Here is a 20,256-nt window from a genome sequence, read left to right on the forward strand (position 1 = left end):
CCATTTCACTTATAAATTCCAACAAGAATAAATACGACACCAATGAAAATAAACACAAGCTTCGCATAGGATAACTGCCCTGCAATTTGGTAGATTCCAATCGTCATCGTGATAATAAAAATGAGCGGCCCGATGATCGCTAATATACTATTGATGACAACCGCTTTACGCACATCATTTGTCACTAAAATGAGGATGGCGGCCGTCAGTTCAATCGTGGCAGATAAAAACCTCATCCCTGCCATGGCAGCAACTGATGGGTGTATACCCGGGAGAAATTGTTTCATATAGAACCTCCAGCTTTTTTTACACTATATGCTTCACTAGCTAGAAGTAGTCTTGTTTTTCAAAAGGAAGAGAGATGGATGAGAGAATAGAGTAAGGGGTGTCATAACGAGGCGTGCTATTTTTCAAATAAAAAAAGACTGTAAACACGAGGTTTACAGTCTATCTCCGTTCATTACGCTCTTGAAACGTATGAACCGTCAGATGTATTGATCACTAGTTTATCTCCTTGGTTCACAAAGAAAGGAACGTTCACGATTAAACCAGTTTCTGTTTTTGCAGGTTTTGATCCACCTGATGTCGTATCACCTTTAATACCAGGCTCTGTTTCTACTACTTCTAGTTCTACAGTGTTTGGAAGTTCTACTCCAAGTGTTTCATCGCCGTACATGACGATTTGAACCGACATATTTTCAAGCAAATATTTCAGCTCATCTTTGATTTGCGCTTCGCTTAGTTCAAGTTGTTCGTATGAACTTGTATCCATGAATACATGCTGATCGCCATTTGCATATAAATATTGCATTGTTTTTGTTTCAATTTGAGCTTTCGCTACTTTTTCACCTGCACGGAATGTTTTCTCTTGAATCGCACCTGTACGCAGGTTACGCAGTTTCGAACGGACAAACGCTGCGCCTTTTCCTGGTTTTACGTGTTGGAAATCCACTACACGCCAAATACCGCCGTCCACTTCAATTGTCAGGCCTGTACGAAAATCGTTTACTGAAATCATTTTGTCATCCTCCTACATTTCACCATCATAATATGATAAGTTCTTTCGGTGAGTGGGTCAATCGTTTATTGCCGTCAGCTGTCAGGACAATATCATCCTCAATTCTCACGCCGCCGACATCCGGCAAGTAAATGCCTGGTTCAACTGTCACAACCATTCCCTCTTCTAACACGACATCTGAGCGTGAGGAAAGGCCAGGTGCTTCATGTACTTCCATACCAAGCCCATGTCCAGTCGAATGCCCGAAGTATTGACCGTAGCCATACTTTTCAATGATGTCTCGTGTGATGCGATCAGCTTCTTTTCCTGTTAAGCCTGGCTTGATTTTATCCACACCAGCGTTTTCTGCTTCTAATACGATATGATAAATTTCCTTTAATTTGTCGCTTGGTGTTCCTACAGCAATGGTTCTTGTCATGTCTGAACAATAGCCTTTATAATAGGCACCGAAATCCAGTGTCACCAAGTCGCCAGATTCAATCACCTTTTCGCTCGCTCTCCCGTGTGGCAGGCTTGAACGAACGCCAGAGGCAACAATCATATCGAATGAAGATCCTTCTGCCCCTTCTTTTCTCATGAAAAATTCAAGCTCGTTCATGACCGCAATTTCTGTCAGGCCCGGCTTGATGTACGTGAGAATATGATCAAAGGCATGATCTGCAATCTTCGCAGCTTCCTCTAATATCTTAATCTCTTCATTAGACTTAATCAAGCGCAACTTTTCAACTGATTCTGAGACTGGAACAAGCTCGATACCGCTTGCTTTCCCCGAGTACTGCTGGTATGTGGCAAATGTCATATGGTTTTGTTCAAAACCAAGACGTTTCACCCCAAGTTCGTTTGCCGTTTGGACAGCAGTTTCCACAATGTTTCCTTTATGTTCAATGATGTCATAGCCCTTTACTTGATCCTTGGCTTGCTCTGTGTAACGAAAATCCGTAATAAAGGCGGCTCGATCCTTTGAAACGATGGCAAGACCGGCTGATCCAGTAAAACTCGTCATATAATGTAAATTAAAGCTGCTCGTAATCACTAAACCATCTATGTCTAATTCGGCTAAAAGTTTTCTTAGTTTTTCAAGTTTCATGATACTGCTCCCCCTTCACTGTCTAAATAACGAATCGCCAATTTATATCCTTCTAAACCAAGTCCAACGATTTGACCTTGGCATACTGGAGCAAGAACCGAATGATGGCGGAATTCCTCTCTCTTATGAACATTTGTGATATGTACTTCGATGACAGGTAACGTAATACTTGCAATGGCATCTCTCAGTGCATAGCTATAGTGGGTAAAAGCACCCGGGTTAAACACGACGCCATCGTACTGATCTTCTGCTTCATGGAGCGCATCGACCAAATCTCCCTCGTGATTCGATTGAAAGAACGTCAATTGAATATTTGCTCTTTCTGCAAACTGAAACAAATCCGTTTCTAAATCTGTTAATGTTTTACTTCCATAAACTCCTGGCTCTCTCTTGCCGAGCCTATTTAAGTTGGGCCCATTCAGCACTAGAAAATGAGGCATATGACCACTCCTTCACCCTAATTCACTCTATATCGATGTCTATTTCTTTTTCCTTAGAAACCTTTCGTTTCCAAAAATAATTTTATCATATGAATGGTGGATTTACACTTTATTCTGTCTTTTTCCCGAGTGCCCTTGCAAGCTTCTGACTCGTTAATTCATTGTATTCAAATGAAATACTGTATCCGACAAACATGCCATATAAAATATATAGGCAAAATGTCGTCACAATGGTGCTTTGCTGCAAATCTTGCACTTGCTTCACATCGGGGAATATAGGATTAAATACATAAAAAACAAGTAGCCACAAAACCCCTCCATAAATCAGTCCCATCCAAAAACCTTTGATCCGTTTGAGCAGACCATAATAAATAAAGGCTGCCCCAATAGATAAAATCCCTAAAAGAACAATACTCATAAATGTACCAAGTCCGCCTTTTTTCCATTCACCAAGCACAAATGGCTGCAACAGCATATTTGGACTCACCTCTGAAAAATGAAACATATGGGTCAGAAATCCGATAAAGCCCCAAAAAACTCCGCCAACAAAACCTGTAGCTGCTGCCCTTGCCACCATTGAAGACGTTTGTACTGATTGATTTTTTTCTTCTTGGTTTTTCTTTTCATCACGTTTCATATGAACACCTCCAGCAAGTAGTATGTCCAAAATGTCATGAAAAAAAAGGATTTCCGTGCGAGAGTGTAAAATTTTTATAACAGGGTATACTGGCTAAAAAGAGGTAGATAGAATTCTAGTAGATAATCGACCTGTGAGCTAGTGATTTCCCCTCTTTTCCTGTACAATAAAGGTATAAGGAAATGCATGTAAATTACAGGAAACAGGCAGGTTGATGAAATATGTCCAATCAAACAAAACCTCCAGCATATGGAGGGCAGGCAGTTGTGGAAGGTGTCATGTTCGGAGGTAAAATGAACTATGTGACAGCGATTCGGCGTAAGGATGAGTCGATTGAGTTTTTAAAGCTTCCCCGGACCTCCAATAAACGAACCGCCTTTCTTAAGAAAATCCCTTTTGTCAGGGGTGTTGCTGCACTTGTTGAAGCAAGCGCAAACGGCAGTAAGCACTTAAACTTCTCCAGCGAGCGCTATGACTTAGATCCTTCTGAAGATCATTCTCTTGAAAAAGAACAAAAAAGCTCGAAATTATCAATGATCTTTGGCATTGCTGTGATCGGAGTTCTCTCTCTTCTTTTTAGTAAATTTGTCTTTACTTTAGTGCCTGTCTTTTTAGCTGAACTTGTGCGTCCGGTGTTTTCTGGAAACTTCGCACAAATTGCAGTGGAAACATTCTTTAAATTGATCCTGTTATTAGGCTATATTTACTTTATTTCCATGACCCCTTTAATTAAAAGGGTATTTCAATATCATGGGGCAGAACATAAAGTCATAAACTGCTATGAACAGAATCTTGACATCACAGTGGAAAATGTCCAAAGCCAATCTCGCCTGCATTATCGATGCGGCAGCAGCTTTATTTTATTCACTGTCATTGTCGGCATGTTCGTCTATTTACTCGTACCGACAGATCCTTTATGGGTGAGAGTTCTGAATCGCTTGGCGCTTATTCCGGTTGTTCTGGGCATTTCATTTGAAGTGCTTCAGCTCACAAACAAACTCCGTGACGTGCCAGTGCTTAAAGTGCTTGGCTATCCTGGCCTTTGGCTGCAATTGCTCACAACAAAAGAACCCTCTGATGATCAAGTCGAGGTAGCCATTGCAAGTTTTAATGAACTTCTTCGTTTAGAGGAAGCATCTGCGAAACAAGCATCAGATTCTGCTCATCAAGTGATCTAGTTTATAAATCCGGTAAATTCTTTCGGAGGTGGACAGTTATGAATCGCCGAGTACATCCTGCTTTTACCATTATTTTCGCTTTAGGTGTTTTGGGATTTGTGTATTTACTCACAACGAATCCAAGCAGACTCTTTACAATGCTGCTATCAGTTGTGATCGTTGGAGCGGTTCTATTTTTCTTATTTAGATGGCTGATGAATCGAAGAACTGGAACAGAAGGAAATCTTTATCGTAAAGCAGTCAAACAATCAAAACGTCGCTACCAGCAGCCTAAACCAAAAACGAAAAGCCAGATGAAAAACCGGGTCACTCATTTGCGAAGCGTGCCGACTGACCACAAGTCGAAGCCCGTCCTTCTCAAAAAGAAAAGCCAAACACATTTGACAGTCATTGAAGGTAAGAAAAACAAAAAGAAAAATCGCGCCTTATTTTAAAATGTCCAGCTCTTTAAAAATTGCTCGGCCTTCTGTCTGCCTAGATCGACGAGCGCCTTTTTCTTTTCTGTCATCAGCTGAAAATCAGTGGCAATGACGTGTTCTACAGGAATAAAAATAATATGACGTTCGTGTTTTGTGGCAATATGTCTTTCGTCATGAGCACCACGCATCGTTTCAAATAGAGCGCCAAACAATTCAAACGCATTGCGGATGGAATGTTGAGGGCGTTCTTTTTCGTTTGGGGTTAATGTGACACCGACAAACGGTCTTTTTTTCTCTTCAGCAAAAAGCCAAATCGGAAAGTTGCTGAGCACGCCGCCATCCACTATGGTACAAATTCCTTTTGAAGACCTCAGTTTGACAGGTTCGAAAAAATACGGCAGACTGCAGCTCATCCGAATGGCTCTGGCAACAGAAAACCGTTCTGGATTTAACCCATAGGAAGGAAGGTCATCTGGAAGGACGAGGATTTTGCCATTTGTTAAATCAGAAGCGACGATTTTGAGCGTATCTTTTTTCAGATCCCCGAATACGGTGACGCCTTTTCGTTTTAACACGTCTGTCAGCCATTTTTCTAGACGGTCACCTTTGTAAAGGCCAAGACGCCAATAAATAGACACCCACCTGAGCATTTTAAACGGGATGAATTGACACCTTCGATCAAGCAATTGATGCTCATCCATTTCGTCTAACAGCTCCCGAATCTCCTGACTCGTAAAACCCGCTGCGATGAGTGAAGCAATGATCGCTCCCGCACTCGTTCCAGCGAGACGGACAAATTGAAATCCTCTTGCTTCAAGCGCTTCATAGGCGCCTGCAAGTGCTGCACCCTTAATGCCTCCACCTGAGAACACACCATCTATCTTCATCAAGGAGCCCCCTTTTCTGTCACACTATTAATAGTGTAGGAGCATTTGCCTTTCATTAGAACTATATTCAAAAAGGACACCCTTCGACAGGTGTCCTTTTTCTTAAGATTCTTGATTTGTTTGTTCGTTTTTCTTTTGAATCGCTTTCAGCTGAACGGATCGCTCATCGTTTTCTTCAAAGAATTGGACGAGGTCGCCGATGCGGTCAATGCTGTTCCAGCTGAGATGATGCTCAATACCTTCTACATCATCATAAATTTTCTCTTCATCTACACCAATGATTCTTAAAAATTGCTCTAGCAGTTCATGTCTGTATACGAGACGTTTTCCAATTTTTTTGCCTTTCGGGGTTAAAATTAGACCACGATATTTCTCATAAATGAGGTATTCATCTTTATCTAGCTTCTGAACCATTTTTGTTACAGAGGAGGGATGGACAGCGAGGGCTTCTGCAATATCAGATACTCTTGCATATCCTTTTTCTTCTATCAGCATATAAATTTGTTCAATATAATCTTCCATACTAGGTGTAGTCATAAAACCCCTCCAAAATGCACCTTTACTTAATAATCATAACAATTCTACACCATCGCCCATTAAAAAACAAGAAGAGTCCTTCGTCTTAACGCTTGTAATTCCAATCATCTGTGGCGTATTTCGTTTTGGCGAGGTGATGAACAAATGCCAACTCTTCATCTGTTAGCTCATAAGGCACAAGCTCGATATTTAATCCTTTTTCAAACCCTCGTTTAAATGCAACACGCGCATCGTCTATCGTACATGTTCGATCTGAAATTTCATTGATCGCCACCGCTTTGTTTTTAAAGCTGCGCTGCATCCGCTCTCTCACCCGATCGTTTGGATACAGAAATAAATCAAACAATTTATCCTCATCAAGATCAATTAAAATCGAGCCATGCTGGAGGATCACACCTTTTTGCCTTGTTTGCGCACTGCCTGCTACTTTTCTGCCTTCTACAACAAGCTCGTACCATGAAGGCGCATCAAAACATACAGACGATCTTGGATTTTTTAAGCTTTCTTTTTCTTTTTCTGTACGAGGAATGGCAAAATACGCATCGAGTCCCAGTTCTTTAAAGCCCTCTAAAATCCCTTCTGAAATGACGCGGTATGCCTCTGTCACCGTCGCCGGCATCTCTGGGTGCTCTTCTGACACGATGACACTGTAGGTCAATTCCTGATCATGAAGAACGCCGCGGCCTCCTGTAGGCCTGCGAACAAATCCAAGACCATAGCGCTCAACCGCTTCCATGTTGATTTCTTTTTCAACATGTTGAAAATATCCAACAGATAATGTCGCTGGATTCCAACCATAAAAACGGATCACAGGCGGGATCAGCTTCTCGCTATGCCAATAAAGCAAGGCTTCGTCCATTGCCATGTTAAAGGCAGGGTCTTGGTTTCCTGTATCAATGAAACACCATTTCTCTTTTTGCATATAAAATCCCTTCTCTTTTACGTAGTCAATGTTAGATGACGGTGGTGACCACCGATTTTCTCTCTTCATCAGTCTATCAAATAGGGAAGGAATTGAAAATAATTCTTACCATTTATGATGACAAGTTTCTTTTGCTTTACTATAATAGTATTTGTCTAAAACGTACCATCAGACAGGTGACTGTGCTGATGCTCAAGAAGGAGTCGAGTCGTATTGCCAATATTCAACTATATCGTCCTCTCACTTTGTGGACTTTTCGTTCTTTATTCCATCGGCAGTTACATTTATCAGCAGCGCATAATGAAAACGCTGACGGAAGCAGAATTTATCAAAGGTTACCGCAAAGCCCAACTCATTGATGTGAGAGAACCAAATGAGTTTGAAGGCGGACATATTTTAGGCGCAAGAAACATTCCCCTTTCACAATTAAAGCAGCGCAAAAATGAAATACGCCCTGACAAGCCTGTTTATCTCTATTGCCAAAATAATTTGAGAAGCGGAAAAGCTGCTCAAACGTTACGTAAAAATGGCTGTCGTGAGATTTATAATTTAAAGGGCGGCTTTAAAAAATGGGGCGGCCGCATTAAAACAAAGAACTAACAAAAAAGACTCTGGGAGCTATTGCCCCCATGAGTCTTTTTATTTTCTTTCAAAAACTAGCACTGGATTCCGTGCTGCCTTTGTTTCATCCATTCGTTTCACAACGGTTGTATGTGGTGCTTCCTGTACGATTTCTGGGTTCTCTTCCGCTTCTTTTGCGATTTGAATCATCGCTTCAATAAATGCATCAAGGGTTTCTTTTGATTCTGTTTCAGTTGGTTCAATCATGATACATTCCTCTACATTTAGCGGGAAGTAAATTGTTGGCGGATGATAGCCAAAATCAAGTAATCGTTTGGCAATATCAAGTGTCCGCACACCTAGTTTCTTTTGGCGTTTACCTGAAAGGACAAATTCATGCTTACAGTGGCGATCAAATGGCAAATCATAATGAGCACATAAGCGGCGCATCATATAGTTTGCATTCAACACCGCATGATCAGTTACAGCCTTTAAGCCGTCTGGCCCCATAGAGCGGATATACGCATACGCTCTGACATTGATACCAAAGTTCCCATAGAACGGTTTCACACGGCCGATGGAATCTGGACGATCGTAATCAAAGAAATAACCATCTTCTTTCTTCACAAGCACTGGCTTTGGCAAATATGGAATCAAATCCTTTTTCACACCCACTGGACCTGAACCAGGGCCTCCTCCTCCGTGTGGACCTGTAAAGGTTTTATGAAGATTTAAGTGAACCACATCAAATCCCATATCCCCCGGTCTTGCTCTGCTTAATACGGCATTTAAGTTCGCTCCATCATAATAGAGCTTCCCACCTGCTCCGTGGACGATTTCAGCCATTTCTAAAATATTTTCTTCAAAAAGGCCAAGTGTATTTGGATTTGTGAGCATGAGAGCCGCCGTTTCTTCATTGACAACACGGCGCAGGTCGTCTAAATCGACAAGCCCATGTTCATTAGATGCCACCGTAATCGTTTCAAATCCAGCTACTGTTGCAGATGCGGGATTTGTTCCATGAGCAGAATCAGGCACGATGACTTTTGTTCGTTTATGATCTCCTCTTGCTTCATGGTATGCACGAATCATCATGAGCCCCGTCCATTCGCCATGTGCTCCTGCCGCAGGCTGTAATGTCACGGCGTCCATTCCTGTAATTTCTTCTAAATGGTCACCTAAATCATAAAGTAACTCTAATGCACCTTGCACAGTGTCTGCCTCTTGAAGTGGATGCACATGCGAGAAGCCTGCAAGACGTGCCACCTTTTCGTTAATCTTTGGATTATATTTCATCGTACAAGAGCCTAGAGGATAAAAGCCAGAATCGACCCCGTGATTACGCCTAGATAATGCTGTGTAGTGACGCATAATATCCAGTTCAGAAACCTCTGGCAGCCCCGCATCTTCATGGCGGATATACGCTTCATCAAATAAATCTGGGAGCTTCTCCTCAGGTACGTCTAAATCAGGCAGGCTGTAACCAATTCTTCCTTCTTTGGATAATTCAAAAATAAGCGGCTGATCTTGTTTATTCATGACGATCCCCCAATTCCTTGATGAACGTATCAATTTCTTCTTTTGTTCTTAGTTCTGTCACAGCGACGAGCATATGCTGCTGAAGCTCTGGATAATCCCGTCCCAAGTCATATCCACCGATGATTCCTTTTTCAAGCAATCGCTCATTCGCTTCTTTCACAGGTTCATTCAGTTTCAACACAAATTCATTAAAATGAGCGCCCTCTATTTCAGCCTGTAATCCATGTTTTTCTGCCTGCGTCTTGGCATAATGGGCCTTTTGTACGTTTTGATAGGCAATGTCTTTGATACCTGTTTTCCCAAGCGCCGTCATCGCAACAGAAGCGGCTAAAGCATTTAATGCTTGGTTTGAACAAATATTTGAAGTCGCTTTGTCTCTTCGGATATGCTGCTCGCGCGCTTGAAGGGTCAGCACAAATCCTCGCACACCGTTCTCGTCTTCTGTTTGCCCGACTAAACGCCCCGGTACTTTCCGCATTAATTTTTTCGTCACAGCGAAATATCCACAATGAGGTCCGCCAAATGCAGCTGGAATGCCAAATGGCTGCGCATCACCAACGACAATATCTGCCCCAAGCTTTCCTGGTGGTGTCAATAAACCAAGTGCAAGCGGGTTGCTTGAGACGATGAATAAACTTTTCCCTTTATGTGCAATCGGTTCAATGTCTTTTAACGGTTCAACAACACCGAAGAAGTTTGGGTATTGTACAAGGACCGCTGCTGTTTCGTCGCAGACGGCTTCTTCTAATGCAGCTAGATCGGTCTGACCTTTTCGCGCAGGTACCTCGACGACTTCAATATGCTGACCTTTCGCATATGTTTTCAGCACCGCTCTTGATTCAGGATGAACCGTCTCAGAAACCACAATCTTTTTCTTTTTTGTATGTCCTGCTGCCAGCATCGCCGCTTCAGCTAATGCCGTTCCGCCATCATACATCGAGGAGTTGGCAAGATCCATACCGGTCAGCTCAGCAATCATTGTTTGGAATTCAAAAATTGCCTGCAATTCACCTTGAGAAATTTCAGGCTGATAAGGTGTGTACGCTGTATAAAATTCAGAACGTGAAATCACATGATCGACAATCACAGGCTGGTAATGATCATACACACCAGCACCTAAAAACGAGGCATAGGCCACTGTATCTTTATTTTTTGCAGCAAGACGAGACAATTCCCGCACTAGCTCTGTTTCAGATGCGGCTTCTTTGATGTTGTACGCACCTTTGAATCTGACTTTCTCTGGGATATCTGAGAAAAGCTCATCAATTGACTGAACACCGATGACATCCAGCATTTCTTTTTGATCTTGCTCTGTTTGCGGCAAATACCTGTGCTTCATCCTCTATTCCTCCTCGTTATTTGGCTCTTTTATAAAATGGTGTGGCGACAATTTTGGCTTTTAGACGTTTTTTGCGAACTTGCACTTCCACTTCTGTCCCAAGCTGCGCCTCTGATGTTTCAATCAAGGCAAGCCCAATATTTTTCTTTAATGTTGGAGATTGTGTACCGGTTGTGACTAAACCAATCTGCTTATCTCCTGAGAAGACTGGATAGTCTGTCCGCGGAATCCCCTTATCTATCATTTCAATCCCGACAAGCTTTCGCTTTGGTCCTTCTTCTTTTTGTTTTTTAAGTGCATCTTTTCCGATAAAATCTGCTTCTTTATCCGTTTTAACAGCAAAACCAATGCCGCCTTCTAAAGGAGAAATATCCTTCGTGAGCTCTTGGCCATAAAGCGGAAGTCTTGCTTCAAATCTTAAGGTGTCACGTGCACCGAGCCCACATGGAATCAATCCTTTCGGCTGTCCGGCTTCTAATAAAGCGGTCCAAAGGTGAACAGCATCTTCTGACTGGCAGTAGATTTCAAAGCCATCTTCTCCTGTGTAGCCGGTTCTTGAGACAAGTACCTCTTTTTGCGCAATGATTGCTTTTGATAAAAACGTAAATGGCTTCAATGACGTTACCTCTTCATCCGCAATATCTTTGATGATGTCAGCAGCAAGAGGTCCTTGAAGGGCTAACAAGGCAGTTTGATCAGAGACATTTTTAATCGAAACGTCTTCCTCACCTTGATGTTTCAACAGCCAATCCACATCTTTTTCAATATTTGAAGCATTGATCACAAGCAAATAGTTGTTCTTTTCTTTTTGGTAGACAAGCAGATCATCCACCGTTCCGCCATCCTCATAACACATGGCTGTATATAGTGCCTTACCGTCTGTCAGCTTTGACAGATCATTGGTTAATAACCTTTGTAAAAAAGGAAGGGCTCCCTGACCTGTGACTTCCACCTCACCCATGTGAGACACGTCAAACAGCCCTGCTTTTGTTCGAACAGCTTCATGTTCTTCTTTAATGGAAGAAAATTGGACAGGTAATTCCCAGCCCCCGAAGTCAATGGTTTTTGCGCCAAACGTTTCATACGCATGAAAAAGCGGTGTTCGTTTCAACATCAATCGTTTCCCCCTTTTTTCTTACAGTGCACATCACAAGCTGAATTTTCAGAAAAAAATCACAGCAAAAAAGGACAGAGCGCTCCCTTTTATCAAAAAGAAGTCTCTGTCCTTGCACCTGAAAGTTTACAGCACAACATCATTGTGCGTTTTCCCCTTTGGTGGTTTGCTAAAAATCGCTGCGCAAACACTCTCCAGAGTTGCGTCCGGTAAGAGTACTTTTGCCTGAGAGATTCACTGAACCAATTCAGCTTGCTCCTTCGGCGCCTGTCAGTGCAAAATAACCGCTAGGTCTCTCCCCATACCATCATCCGCTCATATTCTTCACCTTTATTGGACATACTATCAAAATGGGTGACTTATTCTCTAGATCACTTACCAACATCCTACCATTAGAAATGGATGAAGAGCAACAGAAAAATCATTAACATTTTTAAAATAATCATTCATTATCGTTCGCTTTTATTGATGTATAACATCTTTTAAACCGCTATGAAAAAATGAAGCGTTTAAAAACAGAACGATTTTATCATCACTCTATCAGAAAGGCAGGCGGTCACATTGAATATTCAAACGATCTTTGATCAAAAATGGGCAAGTGAATTTCAAAAGCGGCTTACAGCAGACGGTCCCTGGGCGAATTGGGATATGTATCGTTTAGCAGCACAGGTACAAAAAGTGACAGCCATTGATTCATTTGAAGGACTGCAAGCACCTGCGCACCTGCCTGCATTTACTCCTTTAAAACACCAGCTCGAAGTCGCTAGAAGAGTCGTAGAAGAGATGAATGGGAAAGCCATTTTAGCAGATGAAGTGGGTCTTGGAAAAACCGTTGAGGCAGGACTAATTATCAAAGAATACATGATTCGCGGACTTGCCAAGAAGATTCTCATTCTCGTACCCGCCTCCCTTGTGTCCCAATGGGTACAAGAACTGCGGACAAAATTTTATATAGATGCTGTCGAGCAAAAGAAGAGCTATGTGTGGGAGCAGTGCGATGTTGTGGTTTCCTCAATTGATACAGCCAAAAGACAGCCGCATCGAGACACGATCTTATCCATCTCCTACGATATGGTCATTATTGATGAAGCACACAAACTGAAAAACAATAAAACGAAAAACTATGAGTTTGTGAGAAATTTGAATAAAAAGTTCTGCCTGCTGCTCACAGCCACACCTATCCAAAATCGGATAGGAGAAATTTTTAATCTCGTCTCTCTGTTGAAGCCAGGCCATTTAGGTAATGAAACACAGTTTAAAGACCTCTTTGCCAAAAAAGACCTTCAACTTGAGGACCATGACCGGCTAAAACAGTTAGTCAATAAAGTGATGATTCGGAACCGGAGACAAGACACTGGCATCGAATGGTCAAAGCGGCATGTAAAGACGATTTCTATTGATTTCTCCCCGACAGAACAAGCACTATATGATGAAATTTGCAAGTTAAAAGAAAACCCTTCCTATACGAAGCACATGTTTTCAATTATGACCTTAGAACGAGAATGCTGTTCGAGTCGTGAGGCTGTCTATATGACCATTAAAAAAATGCAAGAAGAGGAAAAACACATTCTAGGTGCTTCTGCGATGATGCACATCATGGAGAAAATCAACCAGGTAGAACAAAATTCTAAAGCACTTGAAGTCGTTAAACTCATTCAACAATTAAATGAAAAAGTCATTATCTTCACTGAATACCGCGCGACACAAATTTATTTGCAATGGTTTCTCCAGCAAAACGGCATCAGTTCGGTTCCTTTTCGAGGCGGGTTTAAACGGAGTAAAAAAGACTGGATGAAAGATTTATTTAGAGAGCGGGCGCAAGTGCTCATCGCGACAGAAGCAGGCGGCGAGGGGATCAACCTTCAGTTTTGCAACCAAATCATCAACTATGACCTTCCGTGGAACCCAATGCGCTTGGAGCAAAGAATTGGACGTATTCACCGGCTCGGTCAAGAGCGGGATGTCCACATTTACAATATGGCAACCAGCGGGACAGTCGAAGAACATATTTTAAAACTTTTATATGAAAAAATTCAGCTGTTTGAAAACGTCATTGGCGATCTAGATGATATTTTAACCCGAATTGATATCCAAGATGCTGAAACAGAATTGCATCAAATTCTCTTCCAGCACGAGTCTGACGTAGATATGAAAAAGAAATTAACCCAATTTGCTTCCTATTTAACAGAAGCACAAACACCGCTTTTAGAAGAAAGACAGCAAGGTTCATAAAGGAGAGTTGACCAATGGAGCAGCGCGAGATTCACACATTTCTTCTCCGTTTCTTTCAGGCAAATCAATGCGACATACTTGAAGAAAGTGCAGGGCACCTGTCCGTACAGCTGACAATCGAAATGGATAAATTAATCATGAACCGTCCTTTTTATTGGCATTGGCTCGAAAAAACGGGAGGCGTACCTGAGCCACGGCAATTGACTTTGATCACCGATCAAAAAAAAGCTGATGACTCGGTCGAAGGAGAATTTGTCCACTTCGGCTCCCCTCGTTTATTCCAAATATTCGAGGTTGTGAAACAGCAAGGCCGTTTTATTCGGCTGTACGAAAAAGTCAGACCGCTCACAAACAGCCAGATCGCACTGGAGCCGTGGCTTGGTCTCAATGTCAAAATATCCTATCTGGCAGACCGTAAAAAAGATAAACTGCTGTCTCTTGGACTTCATCTAATACGCGGAGAAGTCATCGAACAATTTCAAGAAAAGCTGGAAGCGCGTGAGCTATCGTCTCAAATTCCTGATTATTGCTTCACAATGAGTACGATGATTAAGCCAGAGAGCGGCGTCAAACGGCTTTACAGCCTGATGGAACGTTATGCCAATGAAGAGCCGGATGATTGGGCGGTAAGAGCTGTTCAAAAGTGGAAAGAAGACTCGGAACTTTTAAACCAATTTTATGAAGGGACTTCAGACACATCTGTAGAATATGAAATAGAAAGACAAGCACTTAAAACTTTATACGAACCAAAAATCAGTCTTACGATTGAAAATGGCGGACTTTTTTACTTACAGCAAAAAAGAGGAGGCTGACTTAGCATGTCTCCCTCCCTTTCATGTGATATCAAATTTTCGATCAATCAAAAGCAACGTTTGTCTGTTTGTATTGGGCGGAAACATGACGCAAGCAATCTATGAGGTCTTATCACCTGTGTTTTTCCATTTCATGCGTTAAGTGCCTGAAATACACGATTCAGTATTTTAGGAGGGTATTTGTATGGAAAAGAAAACGAAGTTATTAGACAGTGAATGGGTTCAATTATTACGCGAAGCGCGCAAAGCAGGACTAACAGTAGAAGAAGTCCGTCATTTTCTCAAATCACGCGAAAAGTCCTCTGAGTCTCCCCCTATGGCAAGAAGTCATTCTATCAAACCTTTCTGAATGTGCTATAATATCGAAAGGAAGGTGATGACATTGATTGGCCAGCGTATTAAACAATACCGCAATGAAAAAGGCTACTCACTATCAGAACTGGCCGAAAAGGCTGGGGTAGCGAAGTCTTATTTAAGTTCAATAGAAAGAAACTTGCAAACAAACCCCTCCATTCAATTTCTTGAAAAAGTCTCCGCTGTTCTGGACGTCTCGGTTCATACACTGTTAAACGAAAATGATGAAACCGAATACGATGGTCAATTAGATAGTGAATGGGAAAAACTAGTTCGAGATGCAATGACATCAGGGGTTTCGAAAAAGCAATTTCGTGAATTTTTAGATTATCAAATCTGGAAAAAAAAGCAAGAAGAGGAGTAATGCGCATATTTTAGCGCATACTCCTCCAATTGCTATGCAGATCTTGTTATCAGTCTAAAGACTGACTTTATTTTTTATCTTCGCTGTGTGCTTTTTCGTTTTCTTTCACGTAGCCTTTTTCATCCGTATGCTTTTTTGGATTGATCGTTAAACCATTCCACTGAGTCGCTTCGAAGGAAAGATCAACTTGAATCGCATCGCCTTGGTATTTATTTTGGATATAGTTACCCGCTTTATCCTTCGTCTGGTCATTGACAAATTCAATGATCATTTCCATTTTATCGTAATCAAACGGATTCTTTGGAATGCCGTCATACTCTGGAGCTGTTGACCCATCAACGGTGGCAACATTAATTTTACCACTTTCATGTAAAAACTTCTCATCGACGGCATGACGAAGCTTTTCAAATGCGGTCTGATCCTGCTTTGACGTTAATAGATGCAGGTCAAGCAGGTTTGCATGGTCTAAAATAATATTTTTCGGGTATCCATTCCCACCTTCGGCTCCAACCGTTAGAACACTCACCTGAAATTGGCTGAGGAATTCTTCAGCTGTATTCTTCCCGCCATTCTTCGCTGATGTTCCATCTTGAAACTGGCTATAATCAAGACTCATCAGCACTTGATTAATTGCAAGAGACCCTTTATTTTCAAAATTAAATTCCTTCTTTATACGGTCACCGGGTTTTATGTTCGCAAGGTTGATGGCGCCGGAATTCTCTTTTGCAGATAGATTCAGCTCTCCTGTAGAGTAGACCGCGTTTGCCGTCTCAACATCATTAAATGCAGCCCACGTTCCCCCTCCAATTAAAGCAAGACCTAATGCTCCCGATAAAACACCTAAACGAATTGATTTTTTCATTGCCATGATTGAACCCCCTAATAAATTGTTTTATTGAAACCTGATTTAGGTTACAAACGAAAATTTATGCTTGTTCCTCTGACATATGTAACTCAGCCGTATGTCTTCGATGTTTGGCAGCACCAACAAAATGAATGGTTGAATAAACAAGCAGCATCACCCCTGGAATTATGAGCAAAAGAGCGGTCCCAGCAGAAGTTCCTGCATACGAAAGAAGCTTTCCTGCATAAGGAATGTTCACGCCCGTATACTGCGCAGTCACTTGATTCGCTTTGACGAGCGTGCCGTCTTGATACATATTGTGGTCTCCTTTTGTCTCAAAGGCTTTATTTACTCCTTTTCCTTTCACCCCAACAATGCGGTGAGTCACAAAGGATTGGTCTTGCTTCGTTTGAAACGTAATAATATCCCCTTTTTTGAGTGTTTCAGGTGAGGTGACATGTTTCACGACAATCAATGAACCAGTCGAAAATTCCGGTTCCATTGATCCAGATAATACTTGCTTGAACTGATAACCAAAGATCTGAGGATCTCCTCCTGTTGTTCTAGATGACAACACGACAATAATACACACAATCATCATCGTGAAGACCAGCGCGTAAAGAATACTCCCAGACATTTTCATCCACTTTTTCATACCTTTCTCCCCTTTACATATCATGTTTCATTCAAAAGACTAGTCCCCTTTAGGACACCTTTTCTTGACAATTCGAAAGCTGCATATGTTGAGACGTAAAGAATGGCTTTTCAGAACCACCAAACCCTTTAGGATAATAGATTTTAAACACATAGATTCCATTTGTTTTTGCTTTAACTGCCGTGACAGTCGTCGTTTCTTCTGATGAGAGGGACTGTATAGCACCTTTTTCAATAACATGGCCATCTTGTAATGGCATCTGAACACTCTCTACTTTATGCAGTTCCCACTTCCATTCAGAGTGCGCGATGGGTTGTCCAATATTTTTTAGTGACATGCTCAGCTTTTGAGGCGCACAGACTGTCCCCTCAATGATCGTTTGATCGATCAGTTTCAAATGGCTTCTATCCCATTTCTTTGGCTGGCAATGCTGATCTGTCTCTTCGAAATTTTCACATGTTTTCATGACAAAATTCGAATGCTCGACATCGTTAAAAGAAGCATTAGTAGACGTAATAAAAAAAGAAGTGAAAATCAAACAAATAGCACAAAATAGTACAAAGAGCGGCTGTTTCATTGAATCTTTCAACTCCTTGAACAATTGTTCTTTAAAAAGAACGATTACACTCAGTATAAGGAATTACCTATAAAATCCAAAACGTCAAATTAGTCCATTTTGTTCTTAAACAAGAACATTACCGAGAAAATTCTTCCATTTTCTCATTCTTTCGCCATATTCAATATTTTTTTCTGTGACATTTGTACTTCTTAAAAATTTACATAAAAGTGCAGGATTTGGTCAGGATAATAATTGGTGAGGTGATGTTAGTTGAAATATGGAAGAATCATGATCATGCTCAGTTTACTGTTAAGCCCTTTGATCCAAAGCGCCCATCTAGCTGAGGCAAAAGGAATCACTGCTGCCGCAGATCAATGGGAAACAAGGGCAGTCAAAGAAGCAAAAAAACGGTATCCGTTAGCACATGTTTTATTCAAACAAAAAGTGTGGGATCGGCACCGGGAGAAAGAATCCGTGAAGCAATATCATATTACGTTGAAAGATCAGGCCAAAGAATTTGGGGTATATGTCACCATTTCCTATAACCCATACTCGAACAAGGTCAATAAAGTCATTGTTGTCGAAGAATACAGCTAAAATGGCATGAAAAAAACCGCCTGCTGGCGGCTTTTTACTTTTGTCGATGACGTTGACGTTTTTTTAGCATCATTGAGAAGCCAAAAGGCAGAACACCGAATAATCGCTGAGAAAATGGTGGTTTTGTCTCCATTTTTTCCTGTTTATGTTCTTTCCGCTCGTCACGTGGTGTATTCATATATTTAATAATTTCCTGCGTCATATATTTTACATAATCATTTGTCTTCATCGAACACTCACCTCTTCTTCCTTAAAGTGTTACCATGAAGAGTATCATTTTATACATTCGCTAATCTCTCTAATGAGTGCTGATCCATTGATTGATTTCTCCTGTCTCTTTATTCAGCTCTAGTTCCCGCTCGTCAGTTACACCCCCCTTTGTCTCGATGTTAACCAAGAGGCGGGCTAGCTTTTTTCTGTCATCGCACCCAATTCGCTTCAACGTCACTCGACCTTCTTCTGTGACAATTGGGCTCAATGGCTGATCACAAATACGATTTAATTTGTTTGCAGCTTCACTTAGACCTAAACGAAATAACTGCTGTTTTTGATAAAAAGAAATCGTGAGCTCTGCACTTTTCAACTCTTTTTGAAACCCAATGGTCATTGAGCCTAGAATCAATAAAAATAAAAGAATGACAGCAAATACGTGTGGATAAATAAACCCGTCTTCTCTTTTCACGTTTTAGGAATCACTCCTTTGTAAGTGAAAAAAACAGCTTCATGTACTTGACCAAATACATCTGTGACTTGGAGAGTGGTGGTTTGCTCTTTTGTTCTTACATGGAATTGTTTCACCTTTTGTAATAAAGGGAGATGACCTGCCTGATTCGATCGTTTACGAAGCATCTCTTGATACGGCTCAATCGTCACCACTCGCCCTTGATTTGAAATATACTCCAGTGCTGTTCCATTTTTCACCGCTCTTACAGCGACAGCACAATTTAGATCCTCCTCTAATTGCAGGACCGTTTGTTTCCAATCTATTTGCGAAAATTTGTTGATTTCTGCAAACGGATGAGCTTTTTCAGCAATTGATAAAAGTAGCATGCAGCCAAAAGAAAGCAGCAAAAATAGCTGCAATTGCCATATTGCTTGAGCGAGTGTAAAGCCTTGTTCATCGCCCCAAATGTCGAAAGCAAATCGTCTTCTTTTTTTGTACTTTGTATGAAACACATCCCTTCTCCTGACCCCAAATGAATTCATATGTGATCTCGCCTCGTTTCTTTGTACTTGATTCATTTTGACCTTCTATAATAGCTTTATTCATATACTCATGTAAGATTTGATAAGCTTCCAGTTTAGCCCTTAATTCTTCTTTCCCAATGGTCAGTTTTTCAAAGGATGGCACGAGCACAAGAGCAGCAAATAAAAAGAGGTGGCAAGAAAAGAGCATCTCAAACGTACTAAATCCTTTATTGTTGCTGAACATGAATCCGCCCGCTCCCTAAGTAAATCGTGAGTTTATATATTTGACTGCCAAATTGAACAATGAGTGAACCGCCGCTATTTGGATGTCCGTTTTTATTAAAGTGAAGGCCTTTTTGAAATGTGGATTGCTTGATGGTGCCTTTTTTATGTGGATTAGAAGCAATGATCTGCTTACTATTCTGCTCGATGACTTGATAAGATACATCGGGCGGGTGAAACTCAACAGTTACTCGTGTTTTTTTAATAAATGCAGCATAAGATGCCAATTGAAGATCTTGTTTTAGCAAGTTCACTTGCTTTTTTGCTTCAGCACTTTCTAATATATTGGGCACTTTTCCACCTATTATCGATAATAAGATAGAGAAAATCATGACGATCAAGAGCTGTTCAATAAGTGTAAATCCTTTCTCCTGGAAAAGCGATTTATTCATTTTTCACATCGCCGTTTTGAATGAAAATTGCTTTTCCATTTGGACAAGTTAATCCTTTTTTGACATAGCCTTCTTTTTCTAATTCAGCTAAAGATGGCGTCTTGCCGTCATGCTCTAATTCATATGCCATTACCTGTGTACTCACCATTGATTTCAGCCCTTCACAGCCCTTTGCTTGAATGCTTTGATGATGCCGAGTGATATTTGGAATGGTGATCAATAAAAGAATGGAGATCACAAGCATGACAATTAACATTTCTAACAGTGTAAATCCTTTATCATTCATGCTTTAGTCCTCC

28 protein-coding genes and 1 riboswitch are annotated in these 20,256 nt (G+C 41.2%); of the genes, 8 read left to right on the forward strand and 20 right to left on the reverse strand.

What is annotated here, in order from left to right; genetic code table 11:
* Nucleotides 1-5: 5 nt before the first annotated feature.
* The 5 genes from ACNO7B_RS11190 to ACNO7B_RS11210 form a co-directional block, all read right to left on the reverse strand.
* Complete coding sequence (locus ACNO7B_RS11190) at nt 6-287, reverse strand: YqhV family protein (protein WP_039165991.1); 282 nt, start codon at nt 285-287, stop codon at nt 6-8.
* Nucleotides 288-460: 173 nt separating this feature from the next.
* Entirely contained in the window at nt 461-1,018 is a 558-nt protein-coding gene (efp, locus tag ACNO7B_RS11195) for an elongation factor P (protein ID WP_007501192.1), read from the reverse strand.
* Between the two features lie 25 nt (nt 1,019-1,043).
* A complete protein-coding gene (locus ACNO7B_RS11200) occupies nt 1,044-2,105 on the reverse strand; it encodes a M24 family metallopeptidase (RefSeq protein WP_417901512.1) in 1,062 nt (353 codons plus the stop codon).
* Nucleotides 2,102-2,545 (reverse strand): type II 3-dehydroquinate dehydratase, encoded by a 444-nt coding sequence (gene aroQ, locus ACNO7B_RS11205; protein ID WP_410685134.1) that lies wholly within the window; start codon nt 2,543-2,545, stop codon nt 2,102-2,104. The genes ACNO7B_RS11200 and aroQ overlap by 4 nt, the downstream gene beginning before the upstream one ends.
* Nucleotides 2,546-2,654: 109 nt before the next feature.
* Nucleotides 2,655-3,182 carry a YqhR family membrane protein gene (locus tag ACNO7B_RS11210; protein ID WP_060781186.1) on the reverse strand — a complete coding sequence of 176 codons (528 nt, stop codon included), beginning with the start codon at nt 3,180-3,182 and terminating at the stop codon, nt 2,655-2,657.
* Nucleotides 3,183-3,403: 221 nt separating this feature from the next.
* On the opposite strand from ACNO7B_RS11210, the gene ACNO7B_RS11215 reads away from it, so the two are divergent.
* A complete protein-coding gene (locus ACNO7B_RS11215) occupies nt 3,404-4,360 on the forward strand; it encodes a DUF1385 domain-containing protein (protein WP_017357970.1) in 957 nt (318 codons plus the stop codon).
* A 38-nt stretch (nt 4,361-4,398) separates the two neighbouring features.
* The gene (locus ACNO7B_RS11220; protein WP_007501201.1) at nt 4,399-4,794 is read left to right on the forward strand and encodes an SA1362 family protein; all 396 of its coding nucleotides are present in this window, start codon (nt 4,399-4,401) and stop codon (nt 4,792-4,794) included.
* On the opposite strand, the gene ACNO7B_RS11225 is transcribed toward ACNO7B_RS11220, so the two are convergent.
* From ACNO7B_RS11225 to ACNO7B_RS11235, 3 genes are all read right to left on the reverse strand, one after another.
* Complete coding sequence (locus ACNO7B_RS11225; protein WP_008342205.1) at nt 4,791-5,666, reverse strand: patatin-like phospholipase family protein; 876 nt, start codon at nt 5,664-5,666, stop codon at nt 4,791-4,793. The two genes, ACNO7B_RS11220 and ACNO7B_RS11225, sit on opposite strands and share 4 nt — an antisense overlap.
* Before the next feature lie 102 nt (nt 5,667-5,768).
* The gene (gene mntR / locus ACNO7B_RS11230) at nt 5,769-6,203 is read right to left on the reverse strand and encodes a transcriptional regulator MntR (RefSeq protein ID WP_003215946.1); all 435 of its coding nucleotides are present in this window, start codon (nt 6,201-6,203) and stop codon (nt 5,769-5,771) included.
* Between the two features lie 85 nt (nt 6,204-6,288).
* Nucleotides 6,289-7,125: a lipoate--protein ligase family protein gene (locus ACNO7B_RS11235; RefSeq protein WP_017357972.1), complete on the reverse strand. Its 837-nt coding sequence runs from the start codon at nt 7,123-7,125 to the stop codon at nt 6,289-6,291.
* Between the two features lie 219 nt (nt 7,126-7,344).
* Here ACNO7B_RS11235 and ACNO7B_RS11240 point away from each other — a divergent pair, with 219 nt between their 5' ends.
* Nucleotides 7,345-7,725 carry a rhodanese-like domain-containing protein gene (locus ACNO7B_RS11240; protein ID WP_024718853.1) on the forward strand — a complete coding sequence of 127 codons (381 nt, stop codon included), beginning with the start codon at nt 7,345-7,347 and terminating at the stop codon, nt 7,723-7,725.
* Nucleotides 7,726-7,764: 39 nt separating this feature from the next.
* Here ACNO7B_RS11240 and gcvPB read toward each other — a convergent pair whose 3' ends face one another.
* Genes gcvPB through gcvT form a run of 3 tightly spaced genes read right to left on the reverse strand, consistent with a single transcriptional unit; the run spans nt 7,765 to nt 11,678 of the window.
* On the reverse strand, nt 7,765-9,225 hold the full coding sequence (gcvPB, locus tag ACNO7B_RS11245; RefSeq protein WP_417901513.1) for an aminomethyl-transferring glycine dehydrogenase subunit GcvPB: 1,461 nt from the start codon (nt 9,223-9,225) through the stop codon (nt 7,765-7,767).
* Nucleotides 9,218-10,564, reverse strand: a complete 1,347-nt coding sequence (gcvPA, locus tag ACNO7B_RS11250) for an aminomethyl-transferring glycine dehydrogenase subunit GcvPA (RefSeq protein WP_035702787.1) — start codon at nt 10,562-10,564, stop codon at nt 9,218-9,220. Before gcvPA ends, gcvPB begins: the two co-directional genes overlap by 8 nt.
* A 16-nt stretch (nt 10,565-10,580) precedes the next feature.
* Nucleotides 10,581-11,678: a glycine cleavage system aminomethyltransferase GcvT gene (gene gcvT / locus ACNO7B_RS11255; protein ID WP_417901514.1), complete on the reverse strand. Its 1,098-nt coding sequence runs from the start codon at nt 11,676-11,678 to the stop codon at nt 10,581-10,583.
* Nucleotides 11,679-11,881: 203 nt separating this feature from the next.
* A riboswitch (glycine riboswitch) is annotated at nt 11,882-11,989 on the reverse strand.
* A gap of 250 nt (nt 11,990-12,239) precedes the next feature.
* Here gcvT and ACNO7B_RS11260 point away from each other — a divergent pair.
* From ACNO7B_RS11260 to sinR, 4 genes are all read left to right on the forward strand, one after another.
* Entirely contained in the window at nt 12,240-13,910 is a 1,671-nt protein-coding gene (locus ACNO7B_RS11260; protein ID WP_008342199.1) for a DEAD/DEAH box helicase, read from the forward strand.
* A gap of 14 nt (nt 13,911-13,924) precedes the next feature.
* Complete coding sequence (locus tag ACNO7B_RS11265; protein ID WP_417901515.1) at nt 13,925-14,722, forward strand: YqhG family protein; 798 nt, start codon at nt 13,925-13,927, stop codon at nt 14,720-14,722.
* A gap of 184 nt (nt 14,723-14,906) precedes the next feature.
* On the forward strand, nt 14,907-15,071 hold the full coding sequence (locus tag ACNO7B_RS11270; RefSeq protein WP_008342197.1) for an anti-repressor SinI family protein: 165 nt from the start codon (nt 14,907-14,909) through the stop codon (nt 15,069-15,071).
* 33 nt (nt 15,072-15,104) lie between these two features.
* Nucleotides 15,105-15,440, forward strand: coding sequence for a transcriptional regulator SinR (gene sinR / locus ACNO7B_RS11275; RefSeq protein ID WP_017357978.1), 336 nt, complete (start codon nt 15,105-15,107; stop codon nt 15,438-15,440).
* A gap of 67 nt (nt 15,441-15,507) precedes the next feature.
* Here sinR and tasA read toward each other — a convergent pair whose 3' ends face one another.
* From tasA to tapA, 3 genes are read right to left on the reverse strand one after another with little or no spacing between them, the layout of a single operon-like run.
* Nucleotides 15,508-16,308 carry a biofilm matrix protein TasA gene (gene tasA / locus ACNO7B_RS11280; protein WP_008342195.1) on the reverse strand — a complete coding sequence of 267 codons (801 nt, stop codon included), beginning with the start codon at nt 16,306-16,308 and terminating at the stop codon, nt 15,508-15,510.
* Between the two features lie 58 nt (nt 16,309-16,366).
* Complete coding sequence (sipW, locus tag ACNO7B_RS11285) at nt 16,367-16,939, reverse strand: signal peptidase I SipW (protein WP_255233976.1); 573 nt, start codon at nt 16,937-16,939, stop codon at nt 16,367-16,369.
* A gap of 49 nt (nt 16,940-16,988) precedes the next feature.
* The gene (tapA, locus tag ACNO7B_RS11290) at nt 16,989-17,516 is read right to left on the reverse strand and encodes an amyloid fiber anchoring/assembly protein TapA (RefSeq protein WP_255233977.1); all 528 of its coding nucleotides are present in this window, start codon (nt 17,514-17,516) and stop codon (nt 16,989-16,991) included.
* 252 nt (nt 17,517-17,768) lie between these two features.
* On the opposite strand from tapA, the gene ACNO7B_RS11295 reads away from it, so the two are divergent.
* Nucleotides 17,769-18,095: a DUF3889 domain-containing protein gene (locus ACNO7B_RS11295; RefSeq protein WP_039166025.1), complete on the forward strand. Its 327-nt coding sequence runs from the start codon at nt 17,769-17,771 to the stop codon at nt 18,093-18,095.
* A gap of 34 nt (nt 18,096-18,129) precedes the next feature.
* Here the strand turns inward: ACNO7B_RS11295 and ACNO7B_RS11300 are convergent, their stop codons facing one another.
* The 6 genes from ACNO7B_RS11300 to comGC form a co-directional block, all read right to left on the reverse strand.
* A complete protein-coding gene (locus tag ACNO7B_RS11300) occupies nt 18,130-18,324 on the reverse strand; it encodes a YqzE family protein (RefSeq protein WP_008342191.1) in 195 nt (64 codons plus the stop codon).
* Nucleotides 18,325-18,393: 69 nt separating this feature from the next.
* Entirely contained in the window at nt 18,394-18,777 is a 384-nt protein-coding gene (locus ACNO7B_RS11305) for a hypothetical protein (RefSeq protein WP_417901516.1), read from the reverse strand.
* Nucleotides 18,774-19,271 carry a competence type IV pilus minor pilin ComGF gene (gene comGF / locus ACNO7B_RS11310; RefSeq protein ID WP_417901517.1) on the reverse strand — a complete coding sequence of 166 codons (498 nt, stop codon included), beginning with the start codon at nt 19,269-19,271 and terminating at the stop codon, nt 18,774-18,776. Before comGF ends, ACNO7B_RS11305 begins: the two co-directional genes overlap by 4 nt.
* On the reverse strand, nt 19,213-19,527 hold the full coding sequence (comGE, locus tag ACNO7B_RS11315) for a competence type IV pilus minor pilin ComGE (RefSeq protein WP_417901518.1): 315 nt from the start codon (nt 19,525-19,527) through the stop codon (nt 19,213-19,215). The genes comGF and comGE overlap by 59 nt, the downstream gene beginning before the upstream one ends.
* Nucleotides 19,511-19,957 (reverse strand): competence type IV pilus minor pilin ComGD, encoded by a 447-nt coding sequence (gene comGD, locus ACNO7B_RS11320; protein WP_417901519.1) that lies wholly within the window; start codon nt 19,955-19,957, stop codon nt 19,511-19,513. The genes comGE and comGD overlap by 17 nt, the downstream gene beginning before the upstream one ends.
* Nucleotides 19,950-20,243: a competence type IV pilus major pilin ComGC gene (gene comGC / locus ACNO7B_RS11325; RefSeq protein ID WP_008342186.1), complete on the reverse strand. Its 294-nt coding sequence runs from the start codon at nt 20,241-20,243 to the stop codon at nt 19,950-19,952. The genes comGD and comGC overlap by 8 nt, the downstream gene beginning before the upstream one ends.
* Nucleotides 20,244-20,256: the final 13 nt, after the last annotated feature.

Origin of the sequence: Bacillus sp. AK25 (genome assembly GCF_048270685.1) — a bacterium.
Taxonomy (GTDB): Bacteria; Bacillota; Bacilli; order Bacillales; family Bacillaceae; genus Bacillus; species Bacillus altitudinis.